Genomic DNA, 20,686 nt, shown 5'->3' with positions numbered 1-20,686 from the left:
CGAGTCCGTGTGGGAGGATGCCAACGCGCTCTGCGCCGAGGAGACGCTCACCATCGGGAAGGACGACGAATGACAGTCATCGACGACGCGCTGGCCCAGGTCGACAGCTGGCCGGTCGACAACGCCGCTGTCGCCGTCGTCGAGGCCGGCGGGGGCGTGCTCGGGTCACGCGGAGATCTTGATCGGGTGTACCGCCTGGCTTCCGTCACGAAGCCCCTCACGGCGTACGCGGCGCTCGTCGCCGTCGAGGAGGGCGTCTTCGAGCTCGACGACCCCGCAGGCCCTCCCGGTTCGACCGTGCGGCACCTGCTCGCCCACACCTCCGGCCTCGACTTCTCGGAAGACAAGGTGCGCGCCGAGCCGGGAACCCGCCGGATCTACTCCAACCGCGGCTTCGACGTGCTGGCCCAGACGCTCGAAGAGCGCGCCGAGATCCCCTTCGCCACCTACATCCACGAGGCGGTGTTCGCGCCGCTCGGCATGACTTCGACGAGATTGGTCGGGTCGGCCGGCGCGGGCGCCGAGTCCACGGCGGCCGACCTCGCTCGCTTCGCCGCCGAACTCCAGCGCCCCGCGCTGCTCGCTCCGCAGACCCTGGCACTCGCGACGACCGTCGCGTTCCCCGGTCTCGACGGCGTGCTGCCCGGCTACGGAATTCAGCGGCCGAATGACTGGGGGCTGGGATTCGAGCTGCGCGACGGCAAGTCGCCGCACTGGACGTCGACGAGCAGCTCCCCCGACACTTTCGGCCACTTCGGGCAGAGCGGCACGTTCCTCTGGGTCGATCCGCACGCCCAGGCGGCGTGCATCGCACTGGCCGACCGCGACTTCGGGACGTGGGCGTCGGAGGCCTGGCCGCCCCTCTCGGATGCCGTGCTCGCCGCCCTCCGCCACTGAGCCACCATCGCCGCTCGACCCGAATCCGTCGCCCTTCAGCGCGGCAACCACCACCGACGAGCCCGGCAGCCACCACCTCCTGTCAGCGCGGCACGTCGATGACTCGCTGCACTCCCGTGCTGACCGCCGCCACCGCTCCGCCGGAGAGAGCCGCGACCTCCGCCTGCAGACTCGGCACGGCTGACGCCGGCGCCCACACCTCGAACTGCGCCGAAGCAGCGTAAACGGCCTCCCCGAGCACGGCCCCGCTGCGTGTCGCCCAGTCGCGCAGCAGGTTGTCGAAGCGTCCGGCATCCGCGTGCGCAGCAGCCAGGCGCACCTGATCCAGCACCCGCCGATCGACCAGAGCGGCGAGGTCCAGAGTCTCGGAGACGGCCGACGAGTACGCGCGCACGAGCCCGCCGGCGCCCAGCTTGATGCCGCCGAAGTAGCGGGTCACCACGGCGACGACGTCGGTCAGCTCCCGGCGTCGCAGCACCTCCAGCATCGGGATGCCCGCCGTTCCCGACGGCTCGCCGTCGTCGGACGACCGCGCGCGATCGCCGTGCAGCCCGGTCACCTGCGCGCTGCAGTTGTGCCTGGCATCCCAGTACCGCTTCCTGACCCCGGCGAGCACGACATCCGCCGCGTCCGGCCCGTCCACCGGGGTTACCAGCGTCAGAAACCGCGACTTGCGGATCACCAGCTCGTGCTCGACGGGGCCGGCGATCGTCGCGGGCAGGGGATGCGACGACACGGACATCCCTCCAGCGTAGGCACGCGCCGCCGTACCACGCGTCGCGGCACCTCGCCATCCCCTGCCCGGATGCGCTCGAGCGTCGCAGAGTGGCATCACCCATCCCGATCGAAAGGACGCATCATGACGAGCATCTCCGACGCGAAGGTCGCCTTCCTCGCGACGAACGGCTTCGAAGACAGCGAGCTGACCGAGCCGTGGCGGGCGGTGACCGAGGCAGGCGCCGCCGCGACCATGGTGTCACCCGAGTCAGGCGAGATCACGGGCAAGAACGGACACGCCCAGGCCGTGGACCTCGCCGCCTCCTCCGCGTCAGCCGACGACTTCGACGCCCTGGTGCTGCCCGGCGGCGTCGTCAACTCCGACCACCTGCGCATGGACCGCGACTCCATCGATCTCGCCCGCGCATTCTTCGAGCAGCACAAGCCGGTCGGCGTGATCTGCCACGGCGCGTGGATCCTGATCGAAGCGGGAGTCGTCGACGGCCGCACCCTCACCAGCTACCCCAGCCTCACGACCGACCTGCGCAACGCGGGCGCGAACTGGGTCGACGAGGAGGTCGTCGTCGACGCGGGCCTGGTCTCCAGCCGCACACCCGATGACCTGCCGGCCTTCTGCGCGAAGGTGGTCGAGGAGATCGGCGAGGGCAAGCACCGCGAACAGCACGCCTGATCCCCTGTTTCGAGCTTCAGCTGCGCTTCAGGGTCCAGCAGCCAGACTGTGAGCATGCGGATCCTGCTCGTCGATGACGAAGTGCGCCTCGCCGACGGCATCCGTCGTGGACTCGAGGCCGAGGGCATGGTCGTCGACGTCGTGCACAACGGCGTCGACGGCCTCGCCCGGGCTCGCGACGACGACTATGACGCGATCGTGCTCGACGTCATGATGCCGGGCATGAGCGGATACCGGGTGTGCCAGGCGCTGCGCGCCGAAGGCGACTGGACCCCCGTGCTCTTCCTCACCGCGAAGGACGGCGAGTGGGACGAGGTCGAGGGGCTCGACATCGGCGGCGACGACTGGCTCACGAAGCCGTTCTCGTACCCCGTTCTCGTCGCGCGGCTCCGGGCGCTGGTGCGCCGCGGTGCGCGCGAGCGCCCGGCTGTGCTCGAGGCCGGCGACCTGCGTCTCGACCCGGCAGCACGCCGCGTCTTCCGCGGCGACAGCGAGGTCTCGCTCACCGCCCGGGAACTGGCGGTGCTCGACTTCCTGATGCGTCGCCGTGACGAGGTGGTCACCAGGTCCGAGATCATCGCGAACGTGTGGGGCGCCGACTTCGACGGCGACGCGAACATCGTCGAGGTGTACATCGGGCACCTGCGCGCGAAGGTCGACCGCCCCTTCGGCAGGGAGAGCATCCAGACCGTGCGCGGCGCCGGCTATCGCCTGGCGGGGCGGGATGGCAGGGCATGACCACCCCGCTGCGCTCCATCCGCTCGCGCCTGACGATCGGTGCGCTGCTGATCGTCGCCGCGGCCCTGATCGCCGGATCGTTCGCCGCCGTGCAGGTGCTGCGGGCCACGCTGACCGAGGGTGTCGCCGCGGCCGTGCAGCAGGACGTCGACACGATCTCGGCGCAGCTGGATCGCGGCCCGGGGCGGGTGGATGCCATCGACGACGACGTCCTCGTGCGGCTGCACGGCCCCGGGGGCGCTCACGACGGCGAGCGCGATGACGACGGGGCTGCAGCTGACTCCGACCAGGTGAACGACGACGATGCCCGAGCTCTTCCCGTCGTACCGGACGACCAGGCGCAGCGCATCGAGGTCGACGGCGATCCCTACCTCGCCGCGAGCGAGGAGACCGATCGGGGCACGCTGACCGTGGCGCGATCCCTGTCCGGAGTCGACGAGGCGGTGTCGGCATCGGCCGCGCTGCTGGCGGTCGCCGTGCCGCTCGTGCTGGGCCTTGTGGGTCTGGTGATGTGGGTGGTGGCGACCCGCGCCCTCGCGCCTGTCGAGCGGCTGCGCCGACAGGTGGATGCCATCGACGCGACGGGCCTCGATCGACGGGTGGACTCCGCCGGCGATGACGAGCTGGGTGCGCTCGCGCGCACGATGAACCGGATGCTGGACCGCCTCGAGCAGTCGCAGATCACGCAGCGCCGGTTCGTCAGCGACGCGTCGCACGAGCTGCGCTCGCCCCTGGCCACCATCCGGCAGCATGCCGAGCTGGCGACAGCGCATCCCGAGGCGAGTTCGCTGGCTGCTCTGAGCCGCGTCGTGCTCGATGAGGGCGAGCGGATGCAGGAGCTCGTCGAGGGTCTGCTGCTGCTGGCCCGGCTCGACGAGGGTCGCGAAGCGCCGATGGCGCCGACGGACCTCGACGACATCGCCCTCGCCGAGGCGCACCGGCTGCGCGGTCTGGGGATCGCCGTCGATGCGAGCGGGATCGGCCCCGGCCGCGTCCTGGGCAACGCGGCGCTGCTCGCTCGGGCGGTGCGCAACCTCGCCGACAACGCCGCGCGCCATGCGCATGCACGAGTCATCCTCCGCGTCGTGGAGCAGGGAGACAGAGTGCTGGTGCAGGTGGAGGACGACGGCACGGGCGTCCCGATCGAGGAGCGCGAGCGCATCTTCGACCGGTTCGTGCGGCTCGACGAGGCGAGGGCTCGGGATGCCGGAGGCAGCGGCCTCGGACTCGCCATCGTGCGGGAGATCGCGATCGCCCACGGCGGAAGCGTCACGGCATCCGAAGGAGCTTCGGGAGGAGCGCTGATGACCCTCTCGCTGCCGCGCTCCGCCGATGCCTGAAGAGGTCTTCAGGCATCTTCAGGAGCGCTTCACCGCCTGCGGAGCACAGTGGAATCATGGACAACGACGAGAAGACCCCCGCATCCTCCGATGACCGCGCCGGTCGGGATGCGGCGCCCCACGACCGCACCGACTCCGACGCCCCGACCGAGCGTTTCGACGGGCCCTCGACGCCCGCTTCCGGCGCCCCGGTCGTCGGCACGGAGAACCCTGCCCGTGGCCGGAGCCGCAAACGCAGGATCCTGGTCGGCGCCGGTGCCGCCGCGGCGCTGCTCGCCTTCGGCGGCGGCGCATTCGCCATCGGCGCTGCCGTGGCCGATGACGACGACGACGAGCGGCCGGGCATCCACATGGTCGGCTCTCACGACGGCGACCATGACGGCCAGCCGGGACAGGGCCGCGGCGACGATGACCGGGACGACCGCGACGGTGACGGCGCTGCGGGATCCGCGCCGGTCGATGAAGCCTCGCTGCGCTCCGCCGCCGAGGCTGCGATCGAGAGCGCGTCGGCCGAGGGCATCACCTCGATCGAGGTCGAGCGCGGAGGCTACGAGATCGACGCCCGCCTGGCCGACGGCACCGAAGTCGACCTGTTCGTCACCGCGGAGGGCCAGGTGCGCGAGCGCGGAGACGACGATGCGGATGACGACGACGCGGCCGATCCGCTGATCGACCTCGGCCGGCTGGGCGACATCCTCGCGGCGGCCCAGTCCGCAGCCGACGACGCAGGCGCGGACGAGAGCGCGTTCCACGCCCTGTCGACGAGCGGCTCGGGCGCGGTCTACGAGATCGAGCTGCGAGGCGGCGACCGCAACGAGGTCGAGGTCGAGCTCGATGCCGATCTCGGCGTGGTCCGGGTCGACATCGACAGCTGAGCCCCGCACATCCGAGAGCCGGGGACGGCAGGGCCGTCCCCGGCTCTGGCATGCCGTGCTCTGCGACGACGGGCGAGGTCAGGCAGGCGCGGTCAGCCGCACCAGGGTGCGCACGGTGTTTCGGTTGCGGCCCGTCCCCGCCGTGCCCAGCGCGCGGTCGAGCACAGCTCGAGTGAGCTTGGTCGAGGCGACCCCGCCCCGGCCGTAGTCGATCCACAGCTCGCGGCCGACGAGCGCGACGCGCTCACCCGGCTGCAGCCGCGCGGTGACCTGCTCCATCGCGCCCGCAGCGGCCTCACCCTCGAGGAACATCGCATGCACCATCTTGTCGAGCTCCGCATCCGGGAACGGATCCTCGCGCTCGGCCCGCGCGAGCTCGGCGTGCGTCCTGGCGATGACCGGGGTGTCGACCCCGAACTCCTCCGCGACGAGCGCTCTCACATCGGCGTAGGCGCGCGCGAGGTCCTTGGGCGTGTCGCAGATGATGTTGCCGCTCGCGATGTAGGTCGACACGTTCTGCAGACCGCCGCGGTCCGACAGCAGCGCCCTCAGCTCGGCCATCGGCACCCGGTTCGCGCCCGACACGTTCACCGCCCCCAGCAGCAGCGCGCAGCGCCCGGTCACGGGCGTGCCACGGCGAGCTCGGCGCCGGCATGCGCGAGCTCGGCGAGTGCCGCCTCGCTCGGCTTCTCGGCCACGCCTGCGACGAGATCGGTCAGCACGCGCACCCGGATGCCGTGCGCGATGGCGTCCAGCGCCGACGCGCGCACGCAGTGGTCGGTGGCGATGCCGACCACATCGGCATCGGTCACCCCGTGCGCCGTGAGGATCTCACCGGTGCGCTCCCCGCTCTCGGTCACGCCCTCGAACATCGAGTACGCCGGCACACCCTGCCCCTTGCGCACATGGTGGGTGATCGCCGCCGTCTCGAGCAGCGGGTCGTACTCAGCACCCTCCGTCCCGGCGATGCAGTGCGAAGGCCAGGTGTCGACGTATTCGGGCTCTGCCGCGATGTGACCGCCGTTGTCGCTCTCGGGATCATGCCAGTCACGCGACGCGACGATCACGTCGTAGTCGGCCGCATGCTCGGCCAGCAGCTCAGACACCGCGGACGCCACAGCGTCGCCCCCTGCGACGGCGAGCGCACCGCCCTCGGTGAAGTCGTTCTGCACGTCGACGATGAGAAGAGCCCTGGTCATCCACTGAGCGTACGCGCAGAGGAGCAGGCGGTGTGCGCCCGGCAGGCGATCGCCGCCGCATTTGACTTGCCCCGGCCGGTTGCTACCGTGGAGAGGCGGGCCGGACATGCTCGCAGCGCTGCCGCCCGGTCACGAGCGCCCGCCCCGATGAGGACCTGAGGTCCGGCCCTGGGTGCGCCACGACGAACCGCCTGCGTCGTGAGCAGCGCCCGTTCTCTCCGGCTCGCACGGAGGCTTCTGGCCTCCGCGCACGTACGCGTCGCTTCTCGGCGGAGGCGGCATCCGCGCGCGTGCTCGCCGAGAGAAGGAACCGTATGCCGGCCAGTGTCCGTTTCGTCCCCAGCCCCGCCGTTCTGCGCACCGGCCCTCTCAAAGCCACCCTCCCCTCGCGTTAGCGCTCTCTCGTCCCGTCCACCGGCAGTGCCGCCGGCCCTTCGACAAGAGAGAGAAACGTGGAAAACCTGCAAACACTCGCCGGACCCGTCGTGGTCCTGCTCATGCTGCTGTTCTTCGGCGGCAGCCTGTACATGTCGCTGCGCATCCGCAAGCGCACCGAGAACGCCGACGGGTACATGACCGGCGGCGGGAAGATCGGATTCGGCATCTCAGCCGCGTCCATGACCGCCACCTGGATCTGGGCGGCGTCGATGTACGCCTCCGCCACATCCGGCTACACCTACGGCGTCTCCGGGCCCATCCACTACGGGCTGTGGGGCGCGCTGATGATCCTGCTCATCTACCCGTTCGGGCGGCGCATCCGTCAGGTCGCACCGCGCGCGCACACGATCGCCGAGGTGATGTTCGCCCGTCACGGCCGCTCCAGCCAGCTCATGCTGGCCGGATCCAACGTGCTGGGCAGCCTCATCAGCCTCACCTCGAACCTCATCGCGGGCGGCGCGCTGATCGACATGCTCTCGCCGTTCACGTTCTCGCAGGGCATCCTCGCGATCGGCGCGGGCGTGCTGCTGTACACGCTGTGGTCGGGGTTCCGTGCGTCGGTGCTCACCGATTTCGCGCAGGTCTGCGCGATGCTGGGCGCCGTGATCGTCATCATCCCCGTGGTGTTCCTCGCCGCCGGCGGCCCGAGTCTGTTCGAGACCGGGGCGTCGAACCTCACCCCGCAGCAGGCGGACTTCTTCTCGTCCGACGCATTCTTCAACCAGGGCGCTCCCTACATCGCGGCGGTGCTCGCATACGCCATCGGCAACCAGACCATCGCGCAGCGTCTGTTCGCGGTGCGCGAGGATCTCATCAAGAAGACCTTCGTGACGGCGACCTTCGGATACGGTGCCACGATCATCGGCATCGGCATGCTCGGCGTCATCGCGCTGTACGCCGGGGTCGCCCCGGTGGACGGCGACGTGAACAACCTCATCCCGCAGATGGCGGCCACCTATCTGTCGCCGCTGCTGCTGTGCGTGTTCTTCGTCATGATCATCGGCTCGCTCTCGTCGACGGCCGACGCGGATCTCACCGCGCTGTCGTCGATCGTGATGGCCGACATCTACGGCCAGAACGTCGCAGGCAAGAAGAAGGCGAACCCCCGCACCATGGTGCTGATCGGACGCATCACGATGATCGTGGCGATGGTCGCCGGGCTGTTCTTCGCGGGAAGCCAGTTCAACATCCTCGATCTGCTGGTGTTCGTCGGCGCGCTCTGGGGCGCCCTCGTGTTCCCCGTGATCGCCAGCTTCTACTGGAACCGCGTCACCAACCTGGCCTTCTCCGTCTCGGTGATCGTCGCCCTCGCGGCGTTCCTGCCGGTGCGCTTCGAATGGGTCGAGCTCGACGGTCCGATCGGGATCGTGTCGGACGTGCTCTCGACGATCGGCATCGGCGTCGTGCTGGGCCTGATGGCCTTCGGCTTCTTCGGCAAGCGCGTCGCCCTGATCGTCGCGACGGTGGCGACGCTGGCATCGGCTCCGTTCACGATCGGCTTCCTGCACACCTACCCGGTGCTGTCGGGATCGCTGATCGCGTATGCCGTGTCGACGATCGTGTGCGTCGCCCTCACGCTGCCGAGCAGGAAGGCGGACTTCGACTTCGATCTGATCAAGCAGCGCACGGGCGACTTCGACTCCGTCGACACCGATGAGCTGAACACCGAGCTCGCCCAGCTCACCGAGACCGAGAAGCCTCTGTCGGCTGAGAACGAGAGGAAATGATGGACATGTCGACCATCGCCCTGACCGCCTATGTGCTGGTGTGGCCTGTGATCGTGGCGGGAACGCTCACGGTCATCGTGCGCGCCTTCGTCGAGGAGGCGAAGCAGGCCAAGGCCGAGGACCGCTCGATCATCTGATCGTCGCGGCCGCTGAGACCACTTCGGGCCCGGGATGCTGTGCATCCCGGGCCCGAGCTGAGCCACCTGTCAGGATCGAACTGACGGCCTTCCCATTACGAGTGGGATGCTCTACCACTGAGCTAAGGTGGCGTGCGCAGCGGACTGCGGCACAAGCAATGATCCTACTACGACGATCGGGCGGGCGCGAAACCGAGCGGGTGCCGCCCGCCGATCACTCGCATCGCAGCCCGTCGTCGGGAACCGTGCCGTCGATGAGGAAGCTCTCGACAGCATCGTCGACGCAGCCGCTGCCCTTGTTGTAGCCGGTGTGCCCCTCGCCCACCCGGGTCACGAGCACGCCGTTCTCGAGCTGCTGCGCGAGGGACTCCGACCACTCGTACGGCGTGGCAGGGTCGTTGGTCGTGCCGACGACGACGATCGGGCCAGAGCCCGAGGCGGTGATCGGCTCGCGCACGCCGACCGGCGGGTAGGGCCATACCTCGCACGGGTCGGGCCCCTGCCAGTACGGGGCGAACGTGGGCGCGAGCTTCTCGATCTTCGCGATCGCCGCAGCTTCCGCGGCCGGGTCGTCCTCGACGGGATAGTCCATGCAGTTGTACGCCCGGAACGCCTCGGAGGAGTTGTCGGCGTAGGTGCCGTCGGGCTCGCGTCCGTTGTAGCTGTCGGCGAGCGCGAAGAGCACCGACGGGTCACCCTGCAGCACGGCGGTGAAACCCTGGGTGAGATACGGCCAGCTCTGCTCGCTGTACATCGCGGTGATGATGCCCGTGATCATGGTGTCGACGGTCAGCATCCGCCCGTCGCCGTTCTCGATCGGGGTGCGGGCGACAGTGGCGAGCAGCGCTTGGACGTCGGCTACGGCGTCGTCGGTCGAGCCGTTGAACGGGCAGTCACCACCGGAGAGGCAGCCGGAGAGATACGCGCGCAGCGCCGACTCGAAGCCGATCGCCTGCGTCGTGCCGACCTCGAGCCCGGGGACGGCCGGGTCGATCGCCCCGTCGAGCACCAGCCGCTGCGCGCGCTGCGGGAACAGCTTCGCATACGTGGCGCCGAGGAACGTCCCGTACGAGTAGCCGAGGTAGTTCAGCGTCTTGTCGCCCAGCACGGCCCGGATCAGATCCATGTCGCGCGCCGAGTTCACGGTGGTGATGTGCGGAAGCAGTCCGTCGCTGTTCGCCTCGCACGCATCTGCGTATTGCTGGTTGCGCGCGGCGATCTCGGCCTCCCACTCGGGGGTGTCGCGCGGGGCGTCGAGCACGCCGTAGTTGTACTCGTCCATCTGCTCGGCGTCGAGGCAGGCGACTGCGCTCGATCGGCCGACGCCGCGCGGGTCGAAGCCGATCACGTCGAAGCGCTCGATGAGCTCGGCCCCGACCGCGTACTCCAGGCTCTGCGCGACGAAGTCGTAGCCGCTCGATCCCGGGCCGCCCGGGTTGATCAGCAGCGATCCCTCGAACTGCCCGGTCGCCTGGTGCCGGATGAGCGCGAGGGTCAGATCGCCCGCGGTCGGGTCTTCCCAGTCGCGCGGAGCCGTGACCTCCGTGCAGTCGAACCGGGCACCGCACGCCTCCCACTCGAGCTTCTGCGAGTAGTACGGCTTCAGCTCCGCCGAGACGCCGGATCCGTCAGGATCTCGGGAGATCGAGGTGGGAGTCTCGGGTATCTGCGCGTACAGGCATCCGGAGAGCGCGAGTGATGCCGCGACGAGCCCGGCCAGCACGGCGGCGGCTCGACGCAGCGGGCGCAGGGATCGAGGCCCGGAGGTTCGACGGTTCACGGGGTCCTTCCGCTGGAGACGGTCACGAGAAGACTCTCGACGGCGAGCAGCGGTGCGACATTGCGCTCCAGCGACTCGCGGGTGGCGGCCACCGCGTCGAGGACGAGGATGGTGCGCTCGACGGGCCATGGGGCGGCGACGCGGTCGAGCTCATCGCGCAGTTCGCGGTTGATCAGCTCGTCGCCCCGGCCGAACTGCAGCATGGCCACGTCGCGGTACAGCGACTGCAGGTCGGTGAGCACCCGGTCGATGCCGTCACGCAGGCTGCGCGTCGCGCGCTTGCGCTGATCGTCTTCGAGCGCGCTGATCTGCGCGCGCAGCGCGGGTGGCACCGCCTGTCCTTCAGCGATTCCGACGGTGCGCAGCAGGGCGGCTCGCTCGGCGGCGTCCCGCTCGGCGGTGAGCGCCTTCGCGTCGTCGGTGGCGGCCTGGATGATCTTTCCCGCGACCTCGACCGCCGTGCTGACACCGCGCACCCCGAGCACCGCGCGGAGCGTCTCGTCGCGCCGGCGACGGGCGTCGCCATCGGTGGCCAGCCGCTGCGCCATGCCGATGTGCCGCTGCGCGTGGCGGGCGGCCTGCTCGGCGACGGTGGCGTCGACGCCGGTGCGCGCGGCGATGAGTCGCGCCACGTCGTCGACGTCGGGCTCGCGCAGCCGCAGCGGGCGCACCCGTGAACGGATGGTCGGCAGCAGATCGGCTTCGCTCGGCGCGCACAGCACCCAGACGGTCTTCTCGGGCGGCTCTTCGAGCGCTTTCAGCAGCACGTTCGACGTGCGCTCGACCATGCGGTCGGCGTCTTCGACGACGATCACGCGGTAGCGTCCGGCGGAAGGGGCGAAGTACGACCGCTCGACCAGAGCTCGCGCCTCGGCGATCGTGATGATCACCTTGTCGGTGCGCAGCGCCGTCACATCCGGATGCGTGCGGGCGAGCACCTGACGCATCGTGGCCTCGTCGTGCGGACCGTCAGCGATCAGCGCGGCTGCGAACGCGTAGGCCAGCGTCGATCGTCCCGAGCCGGGTGGGCCGGTGATCAGCCAGGCGTGCGAGAGCGATGCCGGGTCGTCAGCGGCCTGGCGAAGGGTCTGCACCGCGGCGTCTTGTCCCCACACGTCCGTCCACGGGAACGGCGCGGTGGCGAGGGCTGTCATGCGCTCCAGCCTATCCGCGGGGTCGACATCGGCTGCTCCGCCCCATCCGGCTCAGAGGAGTACCGACAGGCGTGCTCGGATCAGCGCGGCGATGTCGTCGGGGTCGAGCGAGGCGTCGACCACGAGGAACCGCTGCGGCTCGTCGGCGGCGAGCGCGAGGTACGCCGATCGCACGCGGGCGTGGAAGTCCTCCTTCTCGGCTTCGAGACGATCGAACGGCTTGTCGTCCGCGTCGAGCCGGCGACGCGCCGTCGACGGGTCGAGATCGAGCAGCACGGTCAGGTCGGGCAGCGCTCCCTCGGCTGCCCACAGCGAGAGGTCGCGCACCTCGGTGGCGTCGAGCACGCGTCCGGCGCCCTGGTAGGCGACGGACGAGTCGAGGTAGCGATCCTGGATGACGACCTCCCCGCGAGCCAGCGCGGGCCGCACGACCGTGGCGACGTGGTGTGCCCGATCGGCGGCGTACAGCAGGGCCTCCGCCCGGGGGGCGATGTCGCCGCGATGGTGCAGCACGATGTCGCGGATGAGGGTGCCGACCTCGGATCCGCCGGGCTCGCGCGTGTGCAGCACGGTGCGGCCGCGCTGCTGCATCCACTGCGCGAGCAGCCCGGCCTGGGTGGTCTTGCCGGAGCCGTCACCGCCCTCGAGCGTGATCCACAGCCCGGGCGCCGACGTCACGATCCCGCCTTCACTTCCAGTCAGCCCGCTCACTGCGCACGAGCTGCGGCGCGCGCCGCATCGGCCTTCGCGATGGCGTTCGCCTTGCGCGTGGCCGCCGCCTTCTTCGCCGCCTCGGAGCGTGCAGCCGCCTTGTCGGCGTCCGATGCCGGCGCCTTCTTCGCCGCGGTCTTCTTCGCCGCGGCCTTCTTCGCCGGAGCCTTCTTCGCGCCGCGCTTGGGCGCGGGTCCCTTGGCGCGCTTGTCGGCGAGCATCTGCACGGCGATTTCGAAGGTCACGTCATCGGGTGTCTGGCCGCGCGGGATGGTCACGTTCGTCTCGCCGTCGGTCACGTAGGCGCCGAAGCGGCCGTCGCGGATGCGGATCGGCTTGCCGCTGACGGGGTCGGCCTCGAACTCCTTGAGCGCGCTGGATGCCTTGCGCCCGCCGTACTTCGGCTGCGCGTACAGCTCGAGCGCCTGCTCGAGGGTCACATCGAAGATCTGCGACTCGCTCTCCAGCGAGCGCGAGTCGGCGCCCTTCTTCAGGTACGGCCCGAAGCGCCCGTTCTGCGCGGTGATCTCCTCGCCCGTGGCAGGATCGGCACCGACCACACGCGGCAGGCTGAGCAGCTGCAGCGCGGTGTCGAGGTCGATCGTATCGACCGACATCGACCGGAACAGCGACGCGGTGCGCGGCTTGGGCGCAGCATCCTTCTTGGCCTTCTTCTTGGGCTTGTCGACGACCTCGCCGGTCGCCTCGTCCACGGCGTCGTCATCGGAGACCGGGTCGTTCTCCTGCACGTACGGGCCGAAGCGGCCGTCCTTCACGACGACGATCTTGCCGTTCTCGGGGTTCTCGCCCAGCACGCGGTCACCGGCGACCGGCGCGTCGATCAGCTCGCGCGCCTTGTCGGCGGTGAGCTCATCGGGCGCGAGATCCTCGGGCACGTTGACGATGCGCGGTTTGGCCTCGGGGTTCGCCGGGTCGATGACTTCGAGGTACGGGCCGTACTTGCCGAAGCGGAGCGTGGCGTCGTCGGTGATGCGCGTCGAGTTCAGCGCTCGCGCGTCGATCTCGCCGAGATTGTCGACGACCTGTCGCAGGCCCACCTGATTCTCGGAGCCGTAGTAGAACGACTTCAGCCACTCCACGCGGTTCTGCTCGCCGCGGGCGATCGCGTCGAGATCGTCTTCGAGGGCGGCGGTGAAGTCGTAGTCGATGAGGTCGGCGAAATGCTGCTCGAGCAGGCGCACGACGCTGAACGCCAGCCACGTGGGCACGAGGGCCTGCCCGCGCTTGGTCGCATACCCACGGTCGATCACGGTGCCGATGATGCTCGCGAAGGTCGACGGCCGGCCGATGCCGTGCTCTTCCAGTGCCTTCACCAGTGAAGCCTCGGTGTAGCGGGGCTTCGGGGTGGTGCGGTGCCCCTTAGCTACGGACTCGCCGATGGCGAGTTCGTCGCCGACCGCGACCGCCGGCAGCGACTGGTCGGCCGAGGAGTCCTGCGCGTTGCGCTTCTCGTCGCGGCCCTCCTCGTACGCCTCGAGGAAGCCCTTGAACGTGTAGACGGTTCCAGATGCCGTGAACTCGACCCGCTTGTCGGCGGCCTGCGTCTCGAGCGTGACCGTGGTGGTCTCGTACTTCGCATCCGACATCTGGCTGGCGACGGTGCGCTTCCAGATCAGGTCGTACAGGCGCTGCTCGTCGCGGTCGAGGCCGGAGGCGACAGACGCGGGAGTGCGGAAGGTCTCGCCCGAGGGGCGGATCGCCTCGTGGGCCTCCTGGGCGTTCTTGCTCTTCGACTTGTACACCCGCGGCTTCAGCGGCACGGCCGAATCGCCGTACAGGGCCACGGCCTGGCTGCGCGCGGCCTGGATCGCCTGCGTGCTCAGCGCGACCGAGTCGGTGCGCATATAGGTGATGTATCCCTTCTCGTAGAGCCGCTGGGCGACGCTCATCGCCTGCTTGGCGCTCATCGAGAGCTTGCGCCCGGCCTCCTGCTGCAGGGTGGAGGTGGTGAACGGGGCGTAGGGGCTGCGGGTTCCCGGCTTCGCCTCGACCTTCGTGACCGTGGCGGTGCCGGCCGCGTCGACCGCGGCGGCGAGCGCCTCGGCGTCGGCCTCGGACAGCACGACGACGGCCTTCTTGAGCTTTCCTGCGTCGTCGAAGTCGGTTCCGCGGGCGAGCTGCCCGCCGTCGACGCGCACGAGGCGCACGCCGAACGCGGCGCCCTGGGTCGCTGAACCCGCCGAAGCGGATGCCTGAGCCTCGACGTCCCAGTACTCGGCCGAGACGAAGGCCATCCGCTCGCGCTCGCGCTCGACGACCATGCGGGTGGCGGCCGACTGCACGCGGCCGGCGGACAGACCCGACTTGACCTTGTACCAGAGCACCGGCGAGACGTCCCAGCCGTAGAGGCGGTCGAGGATGCGACGGGTCTCCTGGGCGTCGACGAGGGCGAGGTCGAGCTCGCGCGTGTTGCCCACGGCTGCCTGGATGGCGTCCTTGGTGATCTCGTGGAACACCATGCGCTTGACGGGCACCTTGGGCTTGAGCGTCTCGAGCAGGTGCCAGGCGATGGCCTCGCCCTCGCGGTCCTCATCTGTGGCGAGCAGGACCTCGTCGGCGCTCTTCAGCGCGCGGCGCAGCTCTGCGACCGTCTTGGTCTTGCGATCGGACACCACGTAATAGGGATCGAAGTCGTTCTCGACGTCGATCGAGTACTTTCCATACGCCTTCTTGTCGTCGGCGGGGATGTCCTTCTTGTCGGCGAGGTCGCGGATGTGACCGACCGAACTGAGCACCTCGTACCCGTCGCCGAGGTATCCCTGGATCGACCGCATCTTCGTCGGGGACTCGACGATGACGAGCTTCTTGCCTTCTGCCAAGGGGCGTCCTTTCTTCGAAGCACACCATACACACCGCGATCCTGGCGTGAGCCGAGAGATCCTCCGGCGAATCGGCTGACACGCGGGCGGTGCGAGGGGCGTCGCACGTTCAGCTTTTCGGGGGCCCCGCTCGGGCTCGGGCGACGGCGACCAGTCCAGAGTACGCGGATCTGACCTCGACCGTTGCCGTGAGAGCGTCGACGGTGCACGAGGCGAGCTCCGATCCGGATGCCTCGGCTACGCGCGCGGCGAGAGCGCAGGCGTCCTCCCCCGTGGCGACGGCTCCCGACGCGGCGTCTGCCGCCGCGAGAGCAGCCGCGTCGGCCGCCCCCGCCGCGCGCTGCGCGGTGACGGCCGCGCCCCCGACCGCCGCTAGTCCGAGCGAGAGGCTGGCCGCGACCGCGACGACCCCTGCGGCGAGCGCTGTTCCGCTCATCGGTCGCCCCTCCCGGGCACCGCCCCTGCGCAGACCATCACAGCCCTCCCGCGAGGGCACAGCTCGACGCGCTCAGCGGCACCGAGATCAGCCGTCCGATGCGCATGTCCAGCGACGCCGTCACGCACACCAGGTCTCCTGCCGTGCGGGATGCCGATGACGCCCCGTCCACAGCATCGCGCACCACCGCCGCTGCGCGAGCGGACGTCTCCCCCCGTCCCAGCAGGCGAGCGGCATCGGCTGCGGCATCCTGCAGCGAGACCTGCATCGCGGCGGCGCCGAGCGCTCCGACACCGAACGCGACCGCGATGAGGGCCGCCGGCAGGGCGACCGCGAGCTCGGCGGCGACCGACCCGCGGTCGTCGCCGAGTACGCGAGAGGGGCGTGGCATCAGGCGACCGTCAGCGCCCGTCGGACGAGGTCGGTGAGGATGCCCCTCACCTCGTCGGAGCGCATGATCACGACGAGCAGGCCCGCGAATGCCACGGCGGCCGTCATAGATACTCAAAAACATACTTCATTTATGGTTTGCGCTCCTCCTCTTAAACACTGTTCGGCGGACGTCTCAATCCAGGCCAGGGTCGGTGGCCTCCGATACAGTTGAAGAGCACAGGGGGTGCGACCATGAACGGGACTCCGGAGCCGTCTCCGCTCTCCAACAAGGCAATCGGCGAGTACGCCGACCTCGTTGGACGCCATCACGAGATCTACTCCGCGAACGGCCACGCTGACATTCAGAAGCTGCTGGCGTCGCTAGGTGGACGCGTCACTATGTCTCCGGAGTTGTTTGATCGGGAAGCGCTGACCGTCTACGAGCCCGGGAACTTCGAGATCCATATTCCGCAGTTCACTTCGAGTCGACGAGACCGCTTCACCATCGCACACGAGCTCGGCCACTATTTCCTGCACTACTTACATCCGAAGACGACCGGGATGCGGACGTTCGGACGTGGGCAGCGGAACTGGGCAGAGACCCAGGCGAATGTATTTGCGTCTCATCTCCTTATGCCGGAGGAGGCGTTCCGCACGGCATATCGCGAGCACGCAGGAGACTGGTGGTCGATTGCACAGGTCTTCAACGTCTCCCCGAGTGCCGCTCAGGTGCGAGCCCAGGTGCTGGGGCTTCGCAGTTGAGCGCGCGCGGTGCTCGATCCGTCCTCTTCCTGTCGAGTGATCTAGTTGGTTCCACGAGCTTCAAGCAAAAGACACGTGGTTGGCAGAAGATCTTCCTGAGCTTCTATCGCGAGCTTCCCCAGATGATCGCTGAGGCGAACCGCGAGATCGACGAGACAACCGAGAGCGTCTTCCACTTGTGGAAAGCGGTCGGCGACGAGCTGGTGTTCGAGGTTGAGATCGCCTCAGAGGCCGACGTGAGCCGCGCTGTGAGGGTGTGGCTTCGAGCCATGGCTATGTACGAGGATCAGGTTCTTTCCGACCGGGGACTGGCCCTGAAGGGTGGAGCGTTCATCGCAACCTTCCCCGGGCCAGACAGTGAGTCCACGATCCCTCGCAAGCCTGAGATCGAGGACTCCGACGGCGCAGTGGTTCTCCTCAACAAGCAAGCCCTGACTGGCACACGCGCGTACACCAAGTATCTCTACGACTACTTCGGGCCGAGCATCGACACCGGTTTCCGCTTGTTTGGTCTGTCTTCACGTCGCTACTTCACGATGTCCATCGAGACCGCGTGGGCCATGGCCGCCGCAGCTCGCACCGCGGACACTCACAGGCAGGGCGAAGACATCCATTACATGTCGGACTTCGTGTTCCACGGCTCGCACTTGCTGAAGGGAGTGTGGGACGGCCGGGAATACCCGGTATTTGCCATCGACCGCGAGCAGGGCGATCCAATCCACAAAGCACTGGCCGGGATCGGCGGAGGCCCGCTGACCAGCGACCAGGTGATCGACCTCTGCCATGCTTGCGCGAGCGATGAGTCATGGCCATTCGCGCTCTACCTGCCATCGTCTGACAACGAGAAGTTCACTGCGGTACCCGAGGACGCGATGGCGGAACTCTACGCATCCGAGACGTCAATGGACGGTGCCGAGACGGAGCCCGAGAATGGAAACGGCGACGGGCTTGATGCCACGCCTCCGCTTGGCGGCCAAGATGTCGAAAGCGCGACAGCAAGCGTAAGCGAGTGACCGGTCCTGACGGGCGGATCTGCAGCTTGATACTCGGCGCGTCCGCTCTCGGACGTCGGTTAGGCACGGCGAAGAGGACGCCGGAGCGCAACAGACTTGGAGTGCCAAACATCGTCGCTTCGGAGGCATAACATCGTCACCTGAGCGGTTGGAGCAGGCATAGGGTCGGGCAGCGAGTGCAGGCTCACCGCATTCAATCGGCTCCTCGAGAGCGGTTCCAGTGGCCATGGCGCCGTTCGATAGCCTCTCGAGGTGAGATCGATCAGCCAAGAGAACCTCGCCTTCTGGGGTGCAATTGCCCAAATCATCCCGGTAGCCGCCCTCGCTCTCGTCCTTGAAGCCAGGCTGGTAGCGCGCCGGCTCGGTAAGAAGCGCGCTATCCGATCCCGCTCTTACCGGTGGATGTGGGCACTGTGGCTCTTCGTAACCTGGTTCCTCCTCTCGTACGCCCTCGTTCGAGCGCTGATGATTCTTTCGAGGGTGTCCTGGGGTGGGGAGCATTGGACGAGTTCACGTTTCACAAAGCTTCTTGCGATCATCGCAGTCATTAACGGGTTCTTCCTGGTCGCGTATCTGCCGGTGACACGCGTGATTGCAGCAGCGACCACGCCCAGGGGTCTCCGAGATCCGTTCGCGTACCCATGGTCGGCCGGGAACCGGCTGATTCGAGAGATGCGTGCTGACCTCCGCACGTACGTAGGTGATCACGAGGAGGCGCGAAACGCGCGCCACGAAACTCTTCTCGAAGCGTCGAAGCTTCTTGTGTTCATCTGTGAGTCGGAAAGACGCCAAGCCACCGCGCGAAGCTGGCTCGACTCGGATCCGCCACTGACTCAAAATGAGCGCGCCGAGATACGAAAGTCGCTCAACGAAGCGGGATCCCTGCGGAATAAGGCGCGGAGAGCATTCGAAGAGATGATGAGCAACTACGAGCAGGCGAAGGCCAACTCGGACCTCCTCTACAAGTACGAGCGCCGCTCCGCCAAAAGGCTCAAGAAGTTGCTCAAGATGAGACAGACCAGCGCCGCAGAGAGCGACAGGTTTGTCAGAAGGCTGATCGCCGATTCCGGCCGATAGACCGGACTGCGCGAGGGGCCCCGCCCGTCGTCGCCTGATAACCCCGTATCCCCGCTTGCCCCTCTTGCGGAGCGAATGTGGCACACTCGTCGCGATGAGACACCTCGAAGAACTCGCGCACGAGGCGCTCGAACTGGGATGGACATCGGGGCAGGTGCAGCTATCACGGCTACTGGACGATGCGAGGCGCCTCGACTGGATTCCGGTGCCGATTCGTGCCGGCGAGCCGGCGGTGGGCACTCTCCGCGTAGTTGACAGAGCGGACGCACACCCGAATTCGCTCAGTGCTCTCGTTGGATCAGAAGCCCAACCCCTGCACACTGACGGCGCGCATCACCGTAGCATGCCCGATATCGTCATCCTCTCGGCAACCGAGCCAACTCCAACACCCACAATGCTCTGCCGGCCTGGGGAGCCGACACCTGCTCAGCTTTCCGGGGTTTTTCGTGTTGGAGGCGGAAAGAACGCGTTCTACGCTGGGGCCGTCGATGACTCCGGCCGTTGGCGATACGACCCGGGGTGCATGGTTCCCACGGATCATGAGGCGCGAGAAGCTGCATCCCAATTCAAGGCCCTCGCGAACTCTGCGGTGGCGCACCAGTGGTCGCGGGCCGGCGAAGTCTTGGTGATTGCGAATCGCCTCACGTTGCATGGTCGTGCGGCAGCGGTCGACGCTAGGACACGGCGCGTGCACCGCATCGCGTTGACTACAGGATGGGAATACTGATGGCCGCTATCCCGGGATTCGATGACCTGTGGGCGAAGGCTCGCCTCTGCGCGAAACGATCACTGGCCTCGGATGAGGAACGTGACTTTGGGGAGCGGGTGTTCTGGGCGACCACCGCTTTGGAGTTCCTTGCGAAGGCGGCTCTCGCGAGGGTGTCCCCACTACTCATCATCCCGCCCGATGCCGAAGGAAAGCATGTCCTCGCCACGCTAGGCGTTATCGCTCACGATGGAGCGAGCGTTCAGACGATTCAAGCGAAGGCGCTGTGGGCTCGTGCTGAGCGCGTCTTCCGTCCTTTCTCCGGCAGGGAGGCAACGCAGTTCAGCGCGATTCGAAATGACTATATGCACGGCGGCGGCGCAGGGATCCCGCCGCACCCCGAGGAGATCTGGTGGGGGAAGTACTGGCACCAGGCGGCTATTCTCACCATCGCGGCCGACCAAGACTTGCATGCTCTCGTCGGGAGCGCCGAGCTTCCTCGCGTCGAAACCTACCTCTCGCAACACAAGACTCATGTTGAGGAGCATGTTCAGGCGCTTCTTGAGCGAGCCCGCCAGCGCATCGAGCAGCGCGATAACCCGTCGACGTCGGCGTCGCTTCGGGACGAGTTGAGTCGACCTTTCGACGCGTCGGGGTGGTTGTCTCATTCGACGTCGGCGATGTGCCCGGTGTGTGGCAACGAGGGCGTGCTCGAGGGAGAGGAGTCGGGCGACACCGAAGTCGTCTGGCCAGACCCGGAAGAAACCTGGGGCTCACCGGTCGAAGTCGTGACAGTTCACGCAGACTACTTTGGGTGCAGCAACTGCCGGCTGGTACTCGATCGCCATGAGTTCCTGGTGCAGGCGGGACTTGACACAGAGTTCACCGTTGATCGGGATTACGATCCTGGCGACTACGACTATGGCAACGACTGAACGCCGTTGTCCCCCAGACCGTCGGGCTCGAAGTGCCAACTCGCCGTTTCGGTCCTCGCCTCCGAAATAGGAGGCTTCGCCTCGATAGTGGGGATACGGGGTCTTAACGTCGGTAGGGGCCAGACAGGGAAGTAAGAACAG

At 68.1% G+C, this 20,686-nt stretch carries 20 protein-coding genes, 1 tRNA gene and 1 pseudogene; 11 read left to right on the top strand and 11 right to left on the bottom strand.

Features of this window, described 5'->3' with window-relative positions:
• The first annotated feature begins 69 nt into the window (after nt 1-69).
• Nucleotides 70-897, top strand: coding sequence for a serine hydrolase domain-containing protein (locus PGB26_RS07455; protein ID WP_271637019.1), 828 nt, complete (start codon nt 70-72; stop codon nt 895-897).
• A gap of 82 nt (nt 898-979) precedes the next feature.
• On the opposite strand, the gene PGB26_RS07450 is transcribed toward PGB26_RS07455, so the two are convergent.
• Nucleotides 980-1,639 (bottom strand): IMPACT family protein, encoded by a 660-nt coding sequence (locus PGB26_RS07450; protein WP_271637018.1) that lies wholly within the window; start codon nt 1,637-1,639, stop codon nt 980-982.
• 117 nt (nt 1,640-1,756) lie between these two features.
• On the opposite strand from PGB26_RS07450, the gene PGB26_RS07445 reads away from it, so the two are divergent.
• Genes PGB26_RS07445 through PGB26_RS07430 form a run of 4 tightly spaced genes read left to right on the top strand, consistent with a single transcriptional unit; the run spans nt 1,757 to nt 5,258 of the window.
• A complete protein-coding gene (locus PGB26_RS07445; RefSeq protein WP_271637017.1) occupies nt 1,757-2,305 on the top strand; it encodes a type 1 glutamine amidotransferase domain-containing protein in 549 nt (182 codons plus the stop codon).
• Between the two features lie 54 nt (nt 2,306-2,359).
• Nucleotides 2,360-3,043: a response regulator transcription factor gene (locus PGB26_RS07440; RefSeq protein ID WP_271637016.1), complete on the top strand. Its 684-nt coding sequence runs from the start codon at nt 2,360-2,362 to the stop codon at nt 3,041-3,043.
• Nucleotides 3,040-4,383 carry a sensor histidine kinase gene (locus PGB26_RS07435; protein ID WP_271637015.1) on the top strand — a complete coding sequence of 448 codons (1,344 nt, stop codon included), beginning with the start codon at nt 3,040-3,042 and terminating at the stop codon, nt 4,381-4,383. Before PGB26_RS07440 ends, PGB26_RS07435 begins: the two co-directional genes overlap by 4 nt.
• Before the next feature lie 56 nt (nt 4,384-4,439).
• Nucleotides 4,440-5,258 carry a PepSY domain-containing protein gene (locus tag PGB26_RS07430; RefSeq protein ID WP_271637014.1) on the top strand — a complete coding sequence of 273 codons (819 nt, stop codon included), beginning with the start codon at nt 4,440-4,442 and terminating at the stop codon, nt 5,256-5,258.
• A gap of 78 nt (nt 5,259-5,336) precedes the next feature.
• On the opposite strand, the gene PGB26_RS07425 is transcribed toward PGB26_RS07430, so the two are convergent.
• Nucleotides 5,337-5,882 (bottom strand): DUF1697 domain-containing protein, encoded by a 546-nt coding sequence (locus tag PGB26_RS07425; RefSeq protein WP_271637013.1) that lies wholly within the window; start codon nt 5,880-5,882, stop codon nt 5,337-5,339.
• Nucleotides 5,879-6,457 (bottom strand): isochorismatase family protein, encoded by a 579-nt coding sequence (locus tag PGB26_RS07420; protein WP_271637012.1) that lies wholly within the window; start codon nt 6,455-6,457, stop codon nt 5,879-5,881. The genes PGB26_RS07425 and PGB26_RS07420 overlap by 4 nt, the downstream gene beginning before the upstream one ends.
• A gap of 497 nt (nt 6,458-6,954) precedes the next feature.
• Between PGB26_RS07420 and PGB26_RS07415 the strand changes: the two genes are divergently transcribed.
• Entirely contained in the window at nt 6,955-8,622 is a 1,668-nt protein-coding gene (locus PGB26_RS07415; protein WP_271639615.1) for a sodium:solute symporter family protein, read from the top strand.
• 5 nt (nt 8,623-8,627) lie between these two features.
• The gene (locus PGB26_RS07410) at nt 8,628-8,759 is read left to right on the top strand and encodes a putative transporter small subunit (RefSeq protein ID WP_271637011.1); all 132 of its coding nucleotides are present in this window, start codon (nt 8,628-8,630) and stop codon (nt 8,757-8,759) included.
• 60 nt (nt 8,760-8,819) lie between these two features.
• Here PGB26_RS07410 and PGB26_RS07405 read toward each other — a convergent pair.
• The 8 genes and pseudogenes from PGB26_RS07405 to PGB26_RS13900 form a co-directional block, all read right to left on the bottom strand.
• A tRNA-Thr gene (locus tag PGB26_RS07405) sits at nt 8,820-8,891 on the bottom strand.
• A gap of 82 nt (nt 8,892-8,973) precedes the next feature.
• Entirely contained in the window at nt 8,974-10,539 is a 1,566-nt protein-coding gene (locus PGB26_RS07400; protein WP_271637010.1) for an alpha/beta hydrolase, read from the bottom strand.
• Nucleotides 10,536-11,693 (bottom strand): DNA polymerase III subunit delta', encoded by a 1,158-nt coding sequence (locus PGB26_RS07395; protein ID WP_271637008.1) that lies wholly within the window; start codon nt 11,691-11,693, stop codon nt 10,536-10,538. The genes PGB26_RS07400 and PGB26_RS07395 overlap by 4 nt, the downstream gene beginning before the upstream one ends.
• Nucleotides 11,694-11,744: 51 nt before the next feature.
• Complete coding sequence (gene tmk / locus PGB26_RS07390) at nt 11,745-12,371, bottom strand: dTMP kinase (protein ID WP_271637007.1); 627 nt, start codon at nt 12,369-12,371, stop codon at nt 11,745-11,747.
• Between the two features lie 29 nt (nt 12,372-12,400).
• Nucleotides 12,401-15,244, bottom strand: coding sequence for a type I DNA topoisomerase (gene topA, locus PGB26_RS07385; RefSeq protein WP_271637006.1), 2,844 nt, complete (start codon nt 15,242-15,244; stop codon nt 12,401-12,403).
• A gap of 109 nt (nt 15,245-15,353) precedes the next feature.
• The gene (locus tag PGB26_RS07380; protein ID WP_271637005.1) at nt 15,354-15,680 is read right to left on the bottom strand and encodes an Rv3654c family TadE-like protein; all 327 of its coding nucleotides are present in this window, start codon (nt 15,678-15,680) and stop codon (nt 15,354-15,356) included.
• Nucleotides 15,681-15,717: 37 nt separating this feature from the next.
• On the bottom strand, nt 15,718-16,071 hold the full coding sequence (locus tag PGB26_RS07375; protein ID WP_271637004.1) for a TadE family type IV pilus minor pilin: 354 nt from the start codon (nt 16,069-16,071) through the stop codon (nt 15,718-15,720).
• Nucleotides 16,071-16,184 (bottom strand): annotated as a pseudogene (locus tag PGB26_RS13900) (DUF4244 domain-containing protein); the annotation flags it as partial. The gene PGB26_RS07375 and the pseudogene PGB26_RS13900, both read right to left, overlap by 1 nt.
• A gap of 120 nt (nt 16,185-16,304) precedes the next feature.
• Here PGB26_RS13900 and PGB26_RS07365 point away from each other — a divergent pair.
• From PGB26_RS07365 to PGB26_RS07350, 4 genes are all read left to right on the top strand, one after another.
• Complete coding sequence (locus tag PGB26_RS07365) at nt 16,305-16,814, top strand: ImmA/IrrE family metallo-endopeptidase (RefSeq protein ID WP_271637003.1); 510 nt, start codon at nt 16,305-16,307, stop codon at nt 16,812-16,814.
• On the top strand, nt 16,811-17,827 hold the full coding sequence (locus PGB26_RS07360; RefSeq protein WP_271637002.1) for a hypothetical protein: 1,017 nt from the start codon (nt 16,811-16,813) through the stop codon (nt 17,825-17,827). The genes PGB26_RS07365 and PGB26_RS07360 overlap by 4 nt, the downstream gene beginning before the upstream one ends.
• 252 nt (nt 17,828-18,079) lie before the next feature.
• The gene (locus tag PGB26_RS07355) at nt 18,080-18,904 is read left to right on the top strand and encodes a hypothetical protein (RefSeq protein ID WP_271637001.1); all 825 of its coding nucleotides are present in this window, start codon (nt 18,080-18,082) and stop codon (nt 18,902-18,904) included.
• A 726-nt stretch (nt 18,905-19,630) separates the two neighbouring features.
• Complete coding sequence (locus tag PGB26_RS07350) at nt 19,631-20,545, top strand: hypothetical protein (RefSeq protein WP_271637000.1); 915 nt, start codon at nt 19,631-19,633, stop codon at nt 20,543-20,545.
• Nucleotides 20,546-20,686 lie beyond the last annotated feature (141 nt).

Origin of the sequence: Microbacterium sp. nov. GSS16, from assembly GCF_028198145.1 — a bacterium.
GTDB lineage: Bacteria > Actinomycetota > Actinomycetes > Actinomycetales > Microbacteriaceae > Microbacterium.
Note: the sequence above shows the minus strand (reverse complement) of the source record. Positions and strands in the feature narration are given on the sequence as shown.